The organism is Streptomyces sp. NPDC005181 (genome assembly GCF_040608395.1).
GTDB lineage: Bacteria > Actinomycetota > Actinomycetes > Streptomycetales > Streptomycetaceae > Streptomyces.
In genome coordinates, this window is the sequence record NZ_JBEXID010000028.1 from 71,523 (window position 1) to 88,727 (window position 17,205).

At 71.7% G+C, this 17,205-nt stretch carries 13 protein-coding genes; 10 read left to right on the forward strand and 3 right to left on the reverse strand.

Going from position 1 to position 17,205, the window contains the following annotated elements; translation table 11 throughout:
* Nucleotides 1-20: 20 nt before the first annotated feature.
* The 7 genes from ABZV38_RS19725 to sucD all read left to right on the forward strand — a co-directional run bounded on the left by ABZV38_RS19725 (nucleotide 21) and on the right by sucD (nucleotide 9,641).
* Nucleotides 21-1,133 carry an AAA family ATPase gene (locus ABZV38_RS19725; RefSeq protein WP_356328609.1) on the forward strand — a complete coding sequence of 371 codons (1,113 nt, stop codon included), beginning with the start codon at nucleotides 21-23 and terminating at the stop codon, nucleotides 1,131-1,133.
* Complete coding sequence (locus tag ABZV38_RS19730) at nucleotides 1,130-3,532, forward strand: DUF5682 family protein (RefSeq protein ID WP_356328611.1); 2,403 nt, start codon at nucleotides 1,130-1,132, stop codon at nucleotides 3,530-3,532. Before ABZV38_RS19725 ends, ABZV38_RS19730 begins: the two co-directional genes overlap by 4 nt.
* A gap of 86 nt (nucleotides 3,533-3,618) precedes the next feature.
* A complete protein-coding gene (locus ABZV38_RS19735; protein ID WP_356328640.1) occupies nucleotides 3,619-4,761 on the forward strand; it encodes a VWA domain-containing protein in 1,143 nt (380 codons plus the stop codon).
* Nucleotides 4,762-4,864: 103 nt separating this feature from the next.
* Nucleotides 4,865-5,911 carry a hypothetical protein gene (locus tag ABZV38_RS19740; RefSeq protein WP_356328613.1) on the forward strand — a complete coding sequence of 349 codons (1,047 nt, stop codon included), beginning with the start codon at nucleotides 4,865-4,867 and terminating at the stop codon, nucleotides 5,909-5,911.
* 105 nt (nucleotides 5,912-6,016) lie between these two features.
* The gene (locus ABZV38_RS19745) at nucleotides 6,017-7,192 is read left to right on the forward strand and encodes a hypothetical protein (protein ID WP_356328615.1); all 1,176 of its coding nucleotides are present in this window, start codon (nucleotides 6,017-6,019) and stop codon (nucleotides 7,190-7,192) included.
* 360 nt (nucleotides 7,193-7,552) lie between these two features.
* A complete protein-coding gene (gene sucC, locus ABZV38_RS19750) occupies nucleotides 7,553-8,734 on the forward strand; it encodes an ADP-forming succinate--CoA ligase subunit beta (RefSeq protein ID WP_356328617.1) in 1,182 nt (393 codons plus the stop codon).
* Between the two features lie 22 nt (nucleotides 8,735-8,756).
* Complete coding sequence (gene sucD / locus ABZV38_RS19755; RefSeq protein WP_356328619.1) at nucleotides 8,757-9,641, forward strand: succinate--CoA ligase subunit alpha; 885 nt, start codon at nucleotides 8,757-8,759, stop codon at nucleotides 9,639-9,641.
* Between the two features lie 115 nt (nucleotides 9,642-9,756).
* Here sucD and ABZV38_RS19760 read toward each other — a convergent pair whose 3' ends face one another.
* On the reverse strand, nucleotides 9,757-10,986 hold the full coding sequence (locus ABZV38_RS19760; RefSeq protein ID WP_356328622.1) for a helix-turn-helix domain-containing protein: 1,230 nt from the start codon (nucleotides 10,984-10,986) through the stop codon (nucleotides 9,757-9,759).
* Between the two features lie 125 nt (nucleotides 10,987-11,111).
* On the opposite strand from ABZV38_RS19760, the gene ABZV38_RS19765 reads away from it, so the two are divergent.
* Nucleotides 11,112-12,803: a DUF6350 family protein gene (locus tag ABZV38_RS19765; RefSeq protein ID WP_356328623.1), complete on the forward strand. Its 1,692-nt coding sequence runs from the start codon at nucleotides 11,112-11,114 to the stop codon at nucleotides 12,801-12,803.
* Here ABZV38_RS19765 and ABZV38_RS19770 read toward each other — a convergent pair.
* A complete protein-coding gene (locus ABZV38_RS19770; RefSeq protein ID WP_356328625.1) occupies nucleotides 12,793-13,695 on the reverse strand; it encodes a hypothetical protein in 903 nt (300 codons plus the stop codon). The two genes, ABZV38_RS19765 and ABZV38_RS19770, sit on opposite strands and share 11 nt — an antisense overlap.
* A 358-nt stretch (nucleotides 13,696-14,053) precedes the next feature.
* Between ABZV38_RS19770 and purN the strand changes: the two genes are divergently transcribed.
* Together purN and purH are read left to right on the forward strand one after the other, a co-directional pair.
* On the forward strand, nucleotides 14,054-14,701 hold the full coding sequence (gene purN, locus ABZV38_RS19775) for a phosphoribosylglycinamide formyltransferase (protein ID WP_356328627.1): 648 nt from the start codon (nucleotides 14,054-14,056) through the stop codon (nucleotides 14,699-14,701).
* Nucleotides 14,688-16,241 carry a bifunctional phosphoribosylaminoimidazolecarboxamide formyltransferase/IMP cyclohydrolase gene (purH, locus tag ABZV38_RS19780; protein WP_356328642.1) on the forward strand — a complete coding sequence of 518 codons (1,554 nt, stop codon included), beginning with the start codon at nucleotides 14,688-14,690 and terminating at the stop codon, nucleotides 16,239-16,241. Before purN ends, purH begins: the two co-directional genes overlap by 14 nt.
* A 67-nt stretch (nucleotides 16,242-16,308) precedes the next feature.
* Here the strand turns inward: purH and ABZV38_RS19785 are convergent, their stop codons facing one another.
* Nucleotides 16,309-17,049: an RDD family protein gene (locus tag ABZV38_RS19785; protein WP_356328629.1), complete on the reverse strand. Its 741-nt coding sequence runs from the start codon at nucleotides 17,047-17,049 to the stop codon at nucleotides 16,309-16,311.
* Between the last annotated feature and the right edge of the window lie 156 nt (nucleotides 17,050-17,205).

Genomic DNA, 17,205 nt, shown 5'->3' on the forward strand with positions numbered 1-17,205 from the left:
ACCGATCTGGAGGGGGATCCATGACCGTGTCCCAAACCACCGCCGGCGTCGGCGCAGAGGTTCTGCGCCCGCATGCCGAGGTCGCTTTCGCCGACGAGCTGAAGGCGCTCGCGGCCGCCGACGACCGCCCGCGGCCCGAGCGTTGGAAGCTGTCGCCCTGGGCCGTGGCCACCTATCTGCTCGGCGGCGTTCTTCCGGACGGGGCGGTGATCACACCCAAATATGTGGGCCCGCGCCGCCTCGTCGAGGTCGCCGTGACGACACTCGCCACCGACCGGGCCCTGCTGCTCCTCGGCGTTCCCGGCACCGCCAAGACCTGGGTCTCCGAGCACCTCGCGGCCGCCGTCAGCGGCGACTCGACGCTGCTCGTCCAGGGCACGGCGGGCACGCCCGAGGAAGCCGTCCGGTACGGGTGGAACTACGCGCAGCTGCTGGCGCACGGGCCCAGCCGCGATGCGCTGGTACCCAGCCCACTGATGCGTGCGATGTCCGAGGGCATGACCGCGCGGATCGAGGAGCTCACCCGTATCCCTGCCGATGTGCAGGACTCGCTCATCACGATCCTGTCGGAGAAGACGCTTCCGCTTCCCGAGCTGGGGCAGGAGGTCCAGGCAGTCCGCGGCTTCAACGTCATCGCGACGGCCAACGACCGCGACCGCGGGGTCAACGAGCTGTCCAGCGCCCTGCGCCGCCGGTTCAACACGGTCGTGCTGCCGCTGCCCGCCACGCCCGACGCGGAGGTCGACATCGTGTCCCGGCGGGTCGACCAGATCGGGCGCTCGCTCGACCTTCCGGCCGCCCCCGACGGCATGGCGGAGATCCGCCGGGTGGTCACGGTGTTCCGTGAACTGCGCGACGGTGTCACGAGCGACGGCCGCACCAAGCTCAAGTCCCCGTCGGGCACGCTGTCGACGGCCGAGGCCATCTCCGTCGTCACCAACGGCCTCGCGCTCGCCGCCCACTTCGGCGACGGGGTGCTGCGCCCCGGCGATGTCGCGGCCGGCATCCTCGGTGCCGTCGTCCGGGACCCTGCGGCCGACCGGGTGGTCTGGCAGGAGTACCTGGAGACCGTGGTCCGCGAGCGGGACGGCTGGAAGGACTTCTACCGCGCCTGCCGCGAGGTCTCCGCGTGACCGGGGCCGCGCCCGCCGCGGGGCCGCTGCTGCTCGGGGTCCGGCACCACGGTCCCGGATCCGCCCGCGCGGTCCGTGCCGCGCTGGACACCGCCGGTCCGCGGGCCGTCCTCATCGAGGGGCCGCCCGAGGGCGACGCACTGCTGCCGCTCGCCGCCGAGGAGCAGATGCGGCCACCGGTGGCTCTGCTCGCCCATGCGGTGGACGACCCGGGCCGGGCGGCGTTCTGGCCGCTCGCCGAATTCTCGCCCGAGTGGGTCGCGATCCGCTGGGCGCTCCGGCACGACGTGCCGGTCCGCTTCATCGACCTGCCCGCGGCCCACTCCCTCGCCATGACGGACTCCCCGGCGCCGGACGCGGACCACGACCAGGACCGGGATCAGGGCCGAGCGGGCGACGACGGCGCCGCCCGGGCGGTGGCCGCGCCTCCGGTCGACCCCATCGGGGTCCTTGCCGGGGCCGCCGGGTACGACGACCCCGAGCGCTGGTGGGAGGACGTCGTCGAGCACCGCGCGCCGGACGGGCGACTCGCCGACCCACGGGCCCCGTTCGCGGCGCTCGGCGAGGCGATGACGGCGCTGCGCGAGGTGTACGGGGACGGCGGGCACCCCCGTGACATCGTCCGCGAGGCGTACATGCGGATCCGACTGCGTGCCGCCCGCAAAGAGTTCGGGGACGATGTCGCCGTCGTCTGCGGAGCCTGGCATGTGCCCGCGCTCGGAGCGAGGACGACCGTCACCGCCGACAGGGCCCTCCTCAAGGGGCTGCCCAAGGTCAGGACCGAGCTGACCTGGGTGCCCTGGACCCATCGGCGGCTGGCCCGGCACAGCGGTTACGGGGCGGGGATCGACTCGCCCGGCTGGTACGGGCATCTCTTCGGTGCCGCCGACCGGCCGATCGAACGGTGGATGACCAAGGTGGCCGGACTCCTGCGCGACGAGGACCGGTTCGTGTCGTCCGCCCATGTCATCGAGGCCGTGCGGCTCGCCGGGGCCCTCGCCGCCATGCGCGGCCGACCGCTCGCCGGGCTGAGCGAGACGACCGACGCGATCCGGGCCGTGATGTGCGAGGGCTCCGACGTACCGCTCGCGCTCGTGCAGGACCGGCTCATCGTCGGCGAGACGCTCGGTGAGGTGCCGGACACCGCACCCGCCGTGCCGCTGCAGCGCGACCTCGCCCGGCTCCAGCGCACGCTGCGGCTCAAACCGGAGGCGCTGGAGCGCGCGTTGGAGCTCGACCTCCGCAAGGACACCGACGCGGCCCGCAGCCGTCTGCTGCACCGGCTCCGGCTCCTCGCCATCGGCTGGGGCGAACCGGCCGCAGGCCGGGGGAGCACCGGCACGTTCCGGGAGAGCTGGCGGCTGCGCTGGGAGCCCGAGCTGTACGTACAGATCGCCGAGGCCGGGATCTGGGGCACCACCGTCCTGACCGCCGCGACCGCCAAGGCCGAATCGGAGGCCGTGTCGTCGACCGCGCTCGCCGAGGTCACCGCGCTCGCCGAGCGCTGCCTCCTCGCCGAACTGCCCGACGCACTGCCCGTCGTGATGCGGGCACTCGCCGACCGGGCCGCGCTCGACGCCGACGTCGGCCACCTCGCCGAGGCGCTGCCCGCCCTGGCTCGCACCCTGCGGTACGGGGACGTACGGTCCACGGACACGGCGGCGCTCGGCGAGGTCGCGGCCGGACTCGCCTCGCGGATCTGCGTCGGACTGCCGCCCGCCTGCACCGGGCTCGACGCCGACGGCGCCGCCGAACTGCGCCGCCAGGTGGACGGGGTGCACACCGCGATCGGGTTGCTCGCCGGCGCGGTACCGGCGGACGGGCTCCGCGAGCGCTGGACGACTGTGCTGCACAAGCTGGCCACCCGGGACACCGTCGCCGGCGTCATCCGGGGCCGAGCGGCCCGGCTGCTGCTCGACGAGGGCCGGCTCGAAGAGGACGACGCGGCACGGCTGATGGGCTTCGCCCTGTCGCCCGGCACACCCCCGGCCGACGCGGCGGCCTGGATCGAGGGCTTCGTCGGCGGGGCCGGCGGGGGCGGCATGCTCCTCGTCCACGACGAGCGGCTGCTCGGTCTGGTCGACGCCTGGCTGGCCGGTGTGCCTGCGGACACGTTCACCGATGTACTGCCGCTGCTGCGCCGCACCTTCTCCACGTACGAGCCGGGCGTACGGCGCACGCTGGGCGAACTGGTGCGCCGCGGCCCGGCCACCGGAGGGCCGGCCGGGACCGTCACCGCAGCGACAGCCCCCGGCTTCGGCCCCGTCCTCGACGAGGAACGGGCGGAGGCGGTGGTGCCCGTACTGCGGCTGCTGCTGGGGATGGACACCGAGGATGCAGAGGGTGTCGGCGCGGACGCCCTCGACAACGCCATGGAACGGCTGGGGGCAACAGGATGACGGCGGCCACGAACACAGACACATCGAGGGCAGAGGCAGGGGCAGAGCGCGGCGCGGCGGACGACGAACGGCTGCGGCGCTGGCGCATGGTGCTCGGCGGGGACAGCGCCGAGACCACCGGCTGCACCCTCACCGGACGGGACGCCGCGATGGACGGCGCACTGAACGCGCTGTACGGCGGCGGGGGCAGGCCCGGCGGCCGGGGCGGAAGCGACCGGTCGGCCGGGCTCGGCGGCTCCGCCCCCTCCGTCGCCCGCTGGCTCGGCGACATCCGTACGTACTTCCCGAGCTCCGTCGTCCAGGTCATGCAGCGCGACGCGATCGACCGGCTGGGCCTGTCCACACTGCTGCTGGAGCCGGAGATGCTGGAGGCCGTCGAGGCGGACGTCCATCTGGTCGGAACGCTGCTCTCGCTCAACAAGGCCATGCCCGAGACGACGAAGGAGACGGCACGAGCCGTCGTACGCAAGGTGGTCGACGACCTGGAGAAGCGGCTCGCCACCCGCACCAGGGCCACGCTGACCGGCGCGCTCGACCGCTCGGCGAAGATCAACAGGCCCCGCCACCGCGACATCGACTGGGACCGCACCATCCGGGCCAACCTCAGGAACTACCTGCCGCTTCCCGGCGGGGACGGAGCCGGCACGGTCGTCCCCGAACGGCTCATCGGCTACGGGCGGGCCACGCAGGCGGTGAAGAAGGACGTCATCCTCTGCATCGACCAGTCGGGATCGATGGCTGCCTCTGTCGTCCACGCCTCCGTCTTCGGCGCGGTGCTCGCCTCCATGCGGACGCTGCGGACCAGGCTCGTCGTCTTCGACACGGCCGTCGTCGATCTCACGGACCAGCTCGACGACCCCGTCGACGTGCTCTTCGGCACCCAGCTCGGCGGTGGCACCGACATCAACCGGGCACTCGCCTACTGCCAGTCCAGGATCACCCGCCCGGCCGAGACGGTCGTGGTCCTCATCAGCGACCTCTACGAGGGCGGCATCCGCAACGAGATGCTGAAGCGGGTCGCCGCCATGAAGGCCTCCGGTGTGCAGTTCGTGACGCTGCTCGCCCTGTCCGACGAGGGTGCGCCCGCCTACGACCGTGAGCACGCGGCGGCGCTGGGCGCACTGGGTGCACCGGCGTTCGCGTGCACCCCGGATCTTTTCCCGGAGGTGATGGCCGCGGCACTGGAGAAGAGGCCACTGCCCATACCGGACAAGGAGACCCATCAGTAACAAGGGACTTGCGTCAACCCGGGAGGGTCGTGCAAGCATCGTCCCGTCATCCGCGGAGGGCTGCGTTCCGCAGCCCTCGCCATCTGGGAGGGCTCACTCCGACGTGACCGCTGCAGCTGTTCGTTCTGTCGCCGACCCGCGCCCGGTGCGCGGGTCGGTCGGTCGGCGCGCGCTGCAGGTGGTGCTGTTTCTCGGTGGACTGCTGGCCTTCGGCCTCATCTTCGGAGCCGAGGCACACGCGGCACAGGCACCCGTTCCGTCGCTTCCCGCCGCGGAGACGGCAGTTGGGTACGGGGCCGGGGCGCAGGACAGGGGCGCCGATGCGGCAGCCGAGCCGGTGGACGTCCCGAACGCCGAGGCGGCGACGGGGGGCCCGGACGCCTCTGCCCCGGTGCCGACACACGTTCCGGCCGCAGGGCCGTCGGGCGCGTCGGCTGCTGAAACACACGCCCGGCCGATGGCCGCTTCCACTTCCTCCGCTTCCGCCGCTTCGGCTTCCAGTGCCTCCGCGTCCACCATCTCCGTCTCCGTCTCCGCCGCCTCCGCCACGACCTCCGTTTCCACCGACACCACGACGTCCGTCGCCGTTGCCGGTGCCCGGTCGGTTGTCGGGACGACGCGGGACACCGTCCGGTATCTCGCCCGGCCAGTCGGCGAGGCGGTCGAGGGTGTCGGCACGGCCGTCGACAACGCTGCCGGGGTGCTCCCGGACGTGTGGGCGCTGCCCGCCCGGCTGCTGCTTCCCCTTACGGCTGTCGATCCCCCTGCCGATGGGCGCCTGGGCCACGGTTCCGCCGGCGGCGCCGCGCGCGCTGCCGTACCCGCACCGCGTCCGGTCTGCGGGTACACCTCTGAGGCCGACCAGGGCTGGAACTTCGTCGCCCTGCTGAGCGGCACCTCCGCGAGCGGGACGGACAGCCGAGTACCCGCGCCGCGGTACGGACCGGCGCCCGAGCGGGCGCCCCTCGATCCCCGTGGTGGCTTCGGTCACCCCTCCACCACCGAGGCCCATGGGCCACGCGGCGGCGAACAGCACGCCGTTCCGTTCGCGGGCGGTGCCTCCTTCGGGCTCATACGCGGTGCCGGTCTTCCGGCGGCCGTCGCCCCGATGCGCGACAGGTCCGGCAACATCCTCGAATTCCCCGGCTAGGGCAGGCCGTTCCCCGCCTCGACCTGCCGCGCGGGGGCGGAACAGGTCTGCCCGCTGTCCGGACGACTCCGGACCGTCGAAACGTATTCGAAGGATCTGACACACATGCACCAGAACATCCGCCGTTCCATAGCAGTCGCCGCCACGGCCACCGGAATGTGGGCCCTCGGGACCGCCGTAGCCAGTGCGGACGAACTGCCTGTCTCCGTTCCGCTCTCCACCCCCGACAACGCGGCCGACGCGGTCGACGGGGTCGCGGAGCTCAAGGACACCGTGCAGACGGAGACCGCCGGGGCGAAGGCAGCCGCGGGGGCCGTGGTCGCGCAAGCGACGTCCACCCCGGGCGCCAAGGCCGCTGGGCAGGTCGACCGCGTGACGGGCGGCCTCAAGCACCAGGTCACCGGCGTCACAGGCAAGCTCACGGGCGCCGTCGACCGCGCCGATGGCGTGGACGCACAGGCCGTGCGGGACCTGTCCGGTCTGTCCGGCACAAACGGGGTGCAGGACCTGCAGGGCCTCCCCGGCTACGACGTCCCGGCCGCGCCCGACGCGCCGATCGACTACCTCTTCGGCCCGATCGAGCAGATCCCCGGCTACGTGCAGAGCACCGCCCCCGGCGCCGCGACCACCGCGCAGGGCACCGTCAAGGGCGCGGCCGAGGGCGCTCTCGCAGAGGCCGGGCCGGTCGTCGGTCAGACCTCCGGCGCCGTGCTCCCGCCCATCGTCGCCGTCGCAGTCTCCGCGGTGCTGCCGGTCGTCGACCAGGCGCTCGGAGATGTCGGCACCCTGGTTCAGGGTGCGGTCTCCGAGGTCGCTCCGTTCGCCGACGGCGTCGTCGAGCAGGCGGCCCTGCCCTTCGTGCACGGCGTCACGGCCGAGGTCCAGCCGCTGACGTACGGCGCGGTCGGCGCGGTGCAGCCGTTTGCCGGGGATGTTGTCTCCGAGGTGCAGCCGTTCGCCGGGGCGGTCGTCTCCGACGTGCAGCCGTTCGCGGGGGGTGTTGTCTCCGAGGTGCGGCCGCTGGCTCAAGGGCTGACCGGGGACGCGGTCGCCCCGTTCGCACAGGGCATCACGACCCAGGTGATGCCGCTGGCGCAGGGTCTCGGCGCGCAGGTGCAGCCGTTCGCGGGCGGCCTCGTGGGCACGGCAGGCGGCGACGCGCGCCCGACCGTCGACAACGCGGCGCACGGTGCGCAGGGTCTGACATCGATCGCCCCCGACTTCGTCACCGACGCGGTGCCGTCCTTCACCGCTCCGGAGTACCCGGCCCAGGGGGTCTGATACCCCTCGGACCTCTGAGGGCAGCCCCCGGCCCGTCGCCGGGTGGTTCCCCGTCGTGTTCGGACCACTCCGTCCGGACCACGGGCACCGCCCGGCCCCGGGTCCCCTCTCTCTGCCACCCCTCACGTGCCGTTTTGTCCACTGCGACCCGGCTACCAGCGTGATCTGTGACCGTAATCACCGCCCAGGTGCGATCTGCGATTTAGGGTCCTGTGGAGCTCGGGGATAACCTGCGAGATGGACATGCCGCGTACCCGGACACCGTGTGCGCTTTCCTTGTGACAGAGCAGTCACGTTGCCCCTCGCGGCACGCCCACGCTGAAAACGAACCGCGAGACCACTGAAAAGGGACGGACGCGCGTGGACCTGTTCGAGTACCAGGCGAGGGACCTCTTCGCCAAGCACGGTGTACCGGTGCTGGCCGGTGAAGTCATTGACACGCCTGAGGCAGCCCGCGAGGCGACCGAGCGGCTGGGCGGCAAGTCTGTCGTCAAGGCGCAGGTGAAGGTCGGCGGCCGCGGCAAGGCCGGTGGCGTCAAGCTGGCCGCCACCCCCGACGAGGCGGTCGCCCGTGCGACCGACATCCTCGGCATGGACATCAAGGGCCACACGGTCCACAAGGTGATGATCGCCGAGACCGCGCCGGAGATTCTTGAGGAGTACTACGTCTCGTACCTCCTCGACCGCACCAACCGCACCTTCCTGGCCATGGCCTCGGTGCAGGGTGGCATGGACATCGAGGAGGTCGCGGAGAAGACCCCCGAGGCCCTCGCGAAGGTCCCGGTCGACTCCAACACCGGAGTCACGATCGAGAAGGCCCGCCAGATCGTCGCCCAGGCGAAGTTCCCGGCCGAGGTGGCCGAGAAGGTCGCCGAGGTCATGGTGACGCTGTGGGACACCTTCGTTGCCGAGGACGCGCTCCTTGTCGAGGTCAACCCGCTCGCCAAGGTCGCCTCCGGCGACATCCTGGCGCTGGACGGCAAGGTGTCTCTCGACGAGAACGCCGACTTCCGTCAGCCCGGCCACGAGGCCCTCGAGGACAAGGCCGCAGCCAACCCGCTCGAGGCTGCCGCCAAGGCCAAGAACCTCAACTACGTCAAGCTCGACGGCGAGGTCGGCATCATCGGTAACGGTGCCGGTCTGGTCATGTCGACCCTGGACGTCGTCGCGTACGCCGGTGAGCACCACGGCAACGTGAAGCCCGCCAACTTCCTCGACATCGGTGGCGGCGCCTCGGCCGAGGTCATGGCGAACGGCCTCGAGATCATCCTCGGCGACCCGGACGTCAAGTCCGTCTTCGTCAACGTCTTCGGTGGCATCACCGCGTGTGACGAGGTCGCCAACGGCATCGTCCAGGCCCTGGAGCTTCTGAAGTCGAAGGGCGAAGAGGTCACCAAGCCGCTGGTCGTGCGCCTCGACGGCAACAACGCGGAGCTGGGTCGCAAGATCCTTTCCGACGCCAACCACCCGCTCGTGCAGCGCGTGGACACCATGGACGGCGCGGCCGACAAGGCCGCTGAGCTCGCCGCGGCTGCGAAGTAAGGGACGAGGGACTCCAAACACCATGGCTATCTTCCTCACCAAGGACAGCAAGGTCATCGTCCAGGGGATGACCGGCGCCACCGGCATGAAGCACACCAAGCTCATGCTCGCCGACGGCACCAACATCGTCGGCGGCGTGAACCCGCGCAAGGCCGGCACGACCGTCGACTTCGACGGCACCGAGGTACCGGTCTTCGGCTCCGTCGCCGAGGCGATGGAGAAGACGGGCGCGAACGTGTCCGTGCTCTTCGTGCCGCCGGCCTTCGCCAAGGCCGCCGTCGTCGAGGCGATCGACGCCGAGATCCCCCTCGCCGTCGTGATCACCGAGGGCATCGCTGTCCACGACTCGGCCGCCTTCTGGGCGTACGCCGGCTCGAAGGGCAACAAGTCCCGGATCATCGGCCCGAACTGCCCCGGCCTGATCACCCCCGGCCAGTCCAACGCCGGCATCATCCCGGGCGACATCACCAAGCCCGGCCGCATCGGTCTCGTGTCGAAGTCCGGCACGCTGACCTACCAGATGATGTACGAGCTTCGTGACATCGGCTTCTCTTCCGCCGTCGGCATCGGTGGCGACCCGGTCATCGGCACGACGCACATCGACGCCCTGGAGGCGTTCGAGGCCGACCCCGAGACCGACCTGATCGTCATGATCGGCGAGATCGGTGGCGACGCCGAGGAGCGTGCGGCGGACTTCATCGCGAAGAACGTCACCAAGCCGGTCGTCGGTTACGTCGCGGGCTTCACCGCCCCCGAGGGCAAGACCATGGGCCACGCCGGCGCCATCGTCTCCGGCTCCTCCGGCACCGCCCAGGCGAAGAAGGAGGCCCTCGAGGCCGCCGGCGTCAAGGTCGGCAAGACGCCGACCGAGACCGCCAAGCTGGCGCGCGAGATCCTCGGCGCCTGACAGCTGCTTCGCAGCTGAACCGCTGTGTCGCGTCACTGCGCAGACGGCGCGGGCCCGTATCCCTCTTCAGGGGTACGGGCCCGCGCCGTCTTGATCCGGGTCGGAATCGGGTCGGTCACCGTACTTCCGGGACGAGCCGCGCGGGGCCGTGAACGAGCTCTTCATCGAGCTTCTTCTGCATCTTCTGGTCCTGCGGTGTCAGCTTCTGCGGACCGCCGCGGGGCGGCACACCCCCGACCCGCTCGGCGGGCGACGGCGGTGTCTCGTACCCCGGCGGGGCGGTCACGATGGTGAACGCCGCGAGGCCGACGAGCAGGGCCGCCAGGGCGATGGCCGCCTGCGTCCAGAGTCTGGCCCTGTTCTCGCTGCCGGTACGGACCGCATGGGGAGTGAGCAGCGGGGCCACGGGCTGGGCGAGGGCGACCATGCCCAGCTGTTCGTGCAACAGCGCGGACTCTTCGTCGGGCGACAACGGGATCGCCAGCTCGGGCACCCGCTCGGCGACCGCGGCCCGCGCGGTCATCAGCCTGCCCGCCGCCGCCGGGGTGCTCGCCTCCGTCTCCGCTGCGGTATCCGGCAGGTCCAGGCCGACGCCGTCGTGGAGCAGCAGGGTGCGCCGGTACGCCGGCGGCAGGTCGAGCAGCGCGTCGAGCAGGGCGCGCGAGCGGGGATCGGTTGCCGGCTGCGGGTCGGGGCGGCGGTGGGCGCGACGCAGCCGGTGCCAGGGCGACATCGCGTACTCGTACGCGGCCGCCCGCACCCAGCCCGCCGGGTCCCGGTCCACAGCCACCTCGGGCCAGCGCTGCCAGGCCTGCTCGAAGGCCCGCTCGACGGACTCCTTGGAGAGGTTCCGGCGACCGGTCAGCAGATACGTCTGCCGGAAGAGGGCGGTGGCGAGGCGCACGTAGAGGGCATCGAATGCCTCGGCGGGGCTGGGACCAGGGCCTGCCGGGACCGAGAGGACGGTGGGGGCGGAGGCGACGGGCGTGGCCGGCTGGTCCCGGGTGGCGCCGGGGTCGGTCGGGGCGACGGTGGTGCTCCCGGTGGCTTGGGTTCGGGCGGCTGCCGAGTGGCCCAGTGCGTTCGTACCGTCGGCACCATCCGCACGGTCGACGCCATCCGCGCCACCCGTGTCGTCCGAGCCGATCAGCTTCTCGTATGCCTCACGCCTGCGCCCCCGTGGAGTGGCGCGGCCCGTCTCCCAGGACCGGACCGTGGCCACGGTGACCCCCGTGGCCGTCGCGACCTGCTCTTCGCTCAGCGACTTCGCCTTGCGCAGTCTGCGTAGCTCCTCGGGGGAGGGCAGCGGGGAGGGGGCGGCTGCATCGTTGGCGCTGTGGGTCATGACGGCCCCCCGGCGGACCCGCGCCGGGCCAGAAAGTACATAAACGTATATTGGGCGACACAGCGGCTATTGGCCCGTTACACGGAATAGGCGCGTGTCGTTGGGAGCATTGCGGTGTGACCCAAATGACCGAACGCACCCCGTCGTTGTCGGCAGAGCAGGGCCGGTCCGCCGCGCTGGTCTCCGCCTTTCTGCGGGGCGTGCTTGCCGCGGGGCTCGGGCTCGGCTCGCTGGCCGTGCTCGTCATGGCGGTGTGGATCAGCTCCCCGGCGTCCGACAGCGGCCCCACCGGCGCCCTCAATGCCGCGGCCGGGATCTGGCTGCTGGCGCACGGCGCCGATCTCGTCAGAACCGACACCCTCAGCGGCACCCCCGCCCCCGTCGGTGTTGTCCCGCTGCTGCTCACCGCGGTGCTGGTGTGGTTGGTGCATCGGGCCGCCCGCGATGCGATGGAGCCCGACGAGGGGCGCACCGCCCCCTCGGTCGGGAGCGTCTTCTGCCTGGTGACGGGCGGATATCTGCTGGTCGTGGCGGTTGTCGCGTTCTATGCGAAGGGCGGCTCGATGGTTGCGCAGCCGTCTTCGCTCCTGTTCCCGATGGTTCCCGTGGTGGCGGGTGCGGCGGGGGCCGGGGTGTGGACGGCGGCCGGGCATCCGGTCGGGCCGCCGCCGTCCTGGGCGCCCGTGCGGCTGCACGAGGCCATGGCGCGGACCCGGTTCGCGGAGCGGGCGGAGGCGGTGTTCCGGTCGGCGGCGGCCGGGACCGCGGTGCTGCTGGGTGGCGGCGCGCTGCTGGTCGCGGCGTCACTGGTGTGGCATGCGGAGCAGATGCAGGCGTCGTTCCTGGGGCTCTCCGGCGACTGGGCGGGCCGGTGCGCGGTGCTGCTGCTCGCGCTGGCGCTCGTGCCGAACGCGGCGGTGTGGGGTGCTGCCTACGGGCTCGGGCCCGGCTTCGCACTCGGTACGGCGTCCACGGTCACCCCGTTCGCCTTCACCGGGCACCCTGCGCTGCCGAACTTCCCCCTGCTGGCGGCGGTGCCGGCCCACGGCCCCGGGACGGTCCTGAACTGGGCAGCCATGGCTGTGCCGGTCGCGGCCGGTATCACGATCGCCCGGTTCACCGTACGGAACGAGAAGGCCCGAGGTCTGCTGGAGACCGTGCTGACGGCTGCCCTGGCGGCGGTGGGGTGCGGTGTCGCGACGGCGGCGCTGACCGCGGCGGCGGGCGGCCCGCTGGGTACCGGGGCCCTGGCCGCGTTCGGCCCGGTGTGGTGGCTCGCGGGGGTGGCGGCGCCGGCATGGACGACGCTGATCGGTGTGCCCGGGGCGCTGCTGCTGAGGGCCTGGCAGGTGCGGCAGCACGGCAGCGGCGAGAGCGGGGGAGGGGAGGCCGGGGCGGTGCTCCCCGCCCCGGCGGATGCGGAGGTTGCGGAGCGGCAGCGGAGCGGTCTGCGGTGGTGGCGCAGGCGTCGGGGCGAGGAGGCGGGCGAGGGACCGGAGTCAGGGCCCGGTGCGGGCACGGAAACCGGAACCCGAACCGGATCCACGGCCGTCGCCGGGTCCGTACCCGCGTCTCCGGCTTCGTCACCGTCGGCGTCGGGGCCCGTGCCCGGTGCGGAGTCCTGGTACGAGGAGGATGCGGGCGCCGAGCCGTACGACTTCCTGCCGACCGACCCCTGGCACGAGCGGGCGGCCGGGGATTCCCCCTGGGCCTCCGGGGGATTCCCCTGGCCCTCGCTCTCCAAGGGCCCCGAAACGCCGCCGGCCCAGCCTCCGGAGGCTGGGCCGGCGAGCAGACCGGGAAGCGCTAGTTCTTGACGCCGAAGAACGGCTCCAGCGGCTTCGGCAGCAGGTCGTTGCAGGCCAGCTGTCCGGACTTGGTGAGGGCGTCGTTCACACAGGTGTAGTAGTCGCGGTAGACCAATTGCACCGTGAACGTCATGGCGACGATCGAGAGCGCGAGCAGCGCCGTGACGAGACCGCTGACCGCAGCCGTCGTCTGCGGCCTGCCCTGGCCTGGTGCGTACGGGGCGGCGGTCCCGGCCCCGGGAGCCGGGGCCCCGGCCGGAGCGGAACCGGAAGCGGAACCCGTACGGGCAGCCCCTCCGGCGCTCTCCGCGGCCGCTGCGCTCTTCGGCTTGGCGCGCAGCGAGCTGATCGACCAGTACACGGCGAGTGCGCCGAGCAGCAGGGCGATCTCCGGGAAGTCGAAGATCGCGAAGAAGAAGGCCCACATGCCGGAGAGCAGCGCGTAGCGGGCGCGCCGCTGGGCGGGGTCTGTCGGGTCCCAGCGCAGCCCGCCGGGGCCGCCCTCGGGTCCGCCCTGGCCGCCTGGGCCGTTGGGTCCGCCCTGGCCGCCCGGACGGCCGCCGAAGCCGCCGCTCTGGCGGCCCGGCTGGTGGCTGCTCCACTGGCTGCCCCAGACCGGCCGGTCGTCGGACGAGCCGCCCTCGGGCGACCCGTCACCGTTCCCGTTCGAACCGTCGTTTCCGCTCCCGCTCCCGTTCCCGCCGTGGGACGGGTGGCGCGGGTGCCACGGCTGGTCGGGGCGGTTCTCCGGCGGTGCGGCGAAGGGGTTGTCGTCCTTCTTGTTCGAGGAGTCCGAGGGATCCGAGGAGGAGCCCGTTGGGGACTGGCGTTCCCGCAGCAGCAGTGAGGCCCGCTCGGGCAGCGGGTGGCGGAAGGCGGTGCGGCGGCGTCGGTCCGGCATATGGTGAACGTCTTCCCCATCTCGTCATTTCCGCCCTGACGGACGGTTCGCTGTCCCCTGACGCTACCTCCCGGCCACGAGAGGCCGAAAGCTGGGAGCACGGCGCCGGGGGCCGATATCTGCTGACCGCACCCCTTCCCTCTGCGATCTCCCCCTCGATCTCCCTTGGATCTCCCCTGTGATCCGGCCCCTCACCCCCGTCCTGTGGGGGTCTCCCGATGTGCCGGTATCGTTGCTGACGGTCGGGTCCTTCGTAGAGTTCCCCGTATCGAGGGGCGCGATTCTTTCGTACGACCCTACAAATCACGACCCCACAAACAGCGTCGCTCTGCTTCACCACGCGAGAAAGGGCCCAGCCGTGGCCTCCCCGCCCTCCTCCGCCGCTCCGGCCCGCCTGGTCGTGCTGGTCTCCGGTTCCGGTACGAATCTCCAAGCCCTGCTCGACGCGATCGGCGACGACCCTGCGGGCTTCGGCGCCCGGGTTGTCGCGGTCGGCGCCGACCGCGACAACATCGTCGGTCTGGAACGGGCGGAGCGCGCCGGGCTGCCGACCTTCGTCTGCAAGGTCAAGGACTACGCCACCCGCGAGGAGTGGGACGGGGCGCTCGCCGCCGCCACTGCCGAGCACCGCCCGGACCTCGTGGTGTCCGCGGGCTTCATGAAGATCGTGGGCAAGCGGTTCCTCGCAGAGTTCGGCGGCCGGTTCGTCAACACCCATCCCGCCCTGCTCCCCAGCTTTCCCGGTGCCCACGGGGTGCGTGACGCCCTCGCGTACGGCGCGAAGGTCACCGGGTGCACCGTCCACTTCGTCGACGACGGCGTCGACACCGGTCCGATCATCGCGCAGGGCGTGGTCGAGGTGACCGAAGAGGACACGCCGGAGGGCGAAGCCGCTCTCCATGAACGCATCAAGGAAGTCGAGCGCAAGCTGCTCGTCGAGGTCGTGGGGCGGCTCGCCCGTAACGGCTATCGCATTGAGGGACGAAAGGTTCATCTCGGTGAATAAGCCCATCCGCCGCGCCCTGGTCAGTGTCTACGACAAGACAGGGCTCGAAGACCTCGCCCGCGGTCTGCACGAGGCGGGCGTCGAGCTCGTCTCCACCGGTTCGACCGCCGGGAAGATCGCCGCCGCCGGTGTGCCGGTCACCAAGGTCGAGGAGCTCACCGGCTTCCCCGAGTGCCTCGACGGCCGCGTCAAGACGCTGCACCCCCGCGTGCACGCCGGCATCCTCGCCGACCTGCGCCTGGATGCCCACCGCGAGCAGCTTGCCGAGCTCGGTGTCGAGCCCTTCGACCTCGTGGTCGTCAACCTGTACCCGTTCAAGGAGACCGTCGCGTCCGGCGCCTCCGCCGACGAGTGCGTGGAGCAGATCGACATCGGCGGCCCGTCGATGGTCCGCGCCGCGGCCAAGAACCACCCGTCCGTGGCCGTCGTCACCAGCCCCGAGCGGTACGCCGACGTCCTCGCCGCGGTCAAGGCGGGTGGCTTCGACCTGACGACCCGCAAGCGGCTCGCCGCCGAGGCGTTCCAGCACACGGCCGCGTACGACGTGGCCGTCGCCTCCTGGTTCTCGGCCGACTACGCCGCCGCCGACGACTCGGGCTTCCCCGACTTCTTCGGTGCTACGTACGAGCGCAGCAACGTCCTGCGGTACGGCGAGAACCCGCACCAGCCCGCCGCGCTCTACACCTCCGGCGCCGGTGGCCTGGCCGAGGCGGAGCAGTTGCACGGCAAGGAGATGTCGTACAACAACTACACGGACACGGATGCCGCGCGCCGCGCTGCGTACGACCACGCCGAGCCGTGCGTCGCGATCATCAAGCACGCCAACCCGTGCGGCATCGCGATCGCCGACGACGTCGCCGAGGCGCACCGCAACGCGCATGCCTGCGACCCGCTGTCGGCCTTCGGCGGGGTCATCGCCGTCAACCGCCCGGTGACCGTCGCCATGGCCGAGCAGGTCGCGGAGATCTTCACCGAGGTCATCGTCGCCCCGGCCTACGAGGACGGCGCGGTCGAGATCCTCGCCCGCAAGAAGAACATCCGCGTGCTGCGCTGCCCCGACGCCCCGGCCTCCACGGTCGAGGTCAAGCCGATCGGCGGTGGCGCGCTGCTCCAGGTCACCGACCGGCTCCAGGCCGACGGCGACAACCCGGCCAACTGGACCCTCGCCACCGGTGAGGCTCTCTCCGAGGACGAGCTCGGCGAACTCGCCTTTGCCTGGAAGGCGTGCCGCGCGGTCAAGTCCAACGCGATCCTGCTCGCCAAGGGCGGCGCCTCGGTCGGCGTCGGCATGGGCCAGGTCAATCGCGTCGACTCCGCGAAGCTCGCCGTCGAGCGGGCGGGCGAGGAGCGTGCGCGCGGTGCGTACGCCGCCTCGGACGCGTTCTTCCCGTTCCCGGACGGCCTGGAGATCCTGACCGCGGCCGGCGTCAAGGCCGTGGCCCAGCCCGGCGGTTCGGTCCGTGACGAGCTGGTCGTCGAGGCCGCGAAGAAGGCGGGCGTGACGATGTACTTCACGGGTACGCGGCACTTCTTCCACTGACGCTATCTGAGCACGAAGGGCCGGAACTCCGCGAGGAGTTCCGGCCCTTCGTGTCGTGCGTCGCGCGTTACTTCTTGATCACTAGGGTGCCTGCGGCGCGGTCGTGCCAGCCCTGCAGCTTCCCGGAGTTGTCGAAGAACGGCGAGAGGTAGACGAGGATGGCGCCGATGTAGCAGAGGAACGCGCCGACGATCGGAATGATGTAGCGGATGAAGCCGGAGCCGAGGCCCGGGTTCTGACCGGTGTTCTCCTTCACGACACGCAGGCCGACGGCGAGCTTGCCCACGGTCGCGCCGAGGAACGAGATCATCAGCCACTCGTAGAGCAGCGTGAAGACGGCGATCACCGCGATCCACGTGAACATCACGGTGATGAAGCCGGCGCTGGCGTCATTCATGCACGAGGCGTAGTCCGCCGAGTTGGGGTCGCAGTCCTTGGCGATGCCCACCGCGCCGGCCAGACCGATCCCCATGATGATGCTGAGGATGATGCCGATGACGACACCGTCGATGGCGCGAGCTCCGAGGCGGCGCCCCATCGAGGCGACCTGAACGGTACCCAGGACCGGGACGTTGATGTACCCGTTGTTGGCCTGGAGCGTGCCGGGCGCCTGCTGCGGGTAGCCGTAACCGGGCTGTCCCTGCGGCGCCTGACCGGGCTGCTGCGGGTAGCCGTAGCCGGGCTGTCCCTGCTGCGGCGGTACGCCCTGCGGCGCCTGCTGCGGGTAGCCGTAGCCGGGCTGTCCCTGCGGCGGCTGGCCGGGCTGCTGGCCGTACGGATTGTTTGGGTTCGGGTCGCCAAAGCTCATCTGGGCGTTCCTCCAACGTACATGCGGGGACGACATGAGGCCGCACGGAGGAAAGAAAATGGGCTCTCCTGCCGTATGTGTGGGTGCCCTGAGCTGGTCTGATACGTGAAACACGCCGCTCTCTGTGAACCTTGAGGTGTCTAGCAACAAGGTTGA

What these genes read in the sequence shown, in the direction of transcription:
- ABZV38_RS19725 (WP_356328609.1), top strand. Translation starts at nt 21, where the DNA reads ATGACCGTGTCCCAAACCACCGCCGGCGTCGGCGCAGAGGTTCTGCGC.
- ABZV38_RS19735 (WP_356328640.1), top strand. Translation starts at nt 3,619, where the DNA reads ATGGTGCTCGGCGGGGACAGCGCCGAGACCACCGGCTGCACCCTCACC.
- ABZV38_RS19745 (WP_356328615.1), top strand. Translation starts at nt 6,017, where the DNA reads ATGCACCAGAACATCCGCCGTTCCATAGCAGTCGCCGCCACGGCCACC.
- sucD (WP_356328619.1), top strand. Translation starts at nt 8,757, where the DNA reads ATGGCTATCTTCCTCACCAAGGACAGCAAGGTCATCGTCCAGGGGATG.
- ABZV38_RS19760 (WP_356328622.1), bottom strand. Translation starts at nt 10,986, where the DNA reads ATGACCCACAGCGCCAACGATGCAGCCGCCCCCTCCCCGCTGCCCTCC.
- ABZV38_RS19765 (WP_356328623.1), top strand. Translation starts at nt 11,112, where the DNA reads ATGACCGAACGCACCCCGTCGTTGTCGGCAGAGCAGGGCCGGTCCGCC.
- ABZV38_RS19770 (WP_356328625.1), bottom strand. Translation starts at nt 13,695, where the DNA reads ATGCCGGACCGACGCCGCCGCACCGCCTTCCGCCACCCGCTGCCCGAG.
- ABZV38_RS19785 (WP_356328629.1), bottom strand. Translation starts at nt 17,049, where the DNA reads ATGAGCTTTGGCGACCCGAACCCAAACAATCCGTACGGCCAGCAGCCC.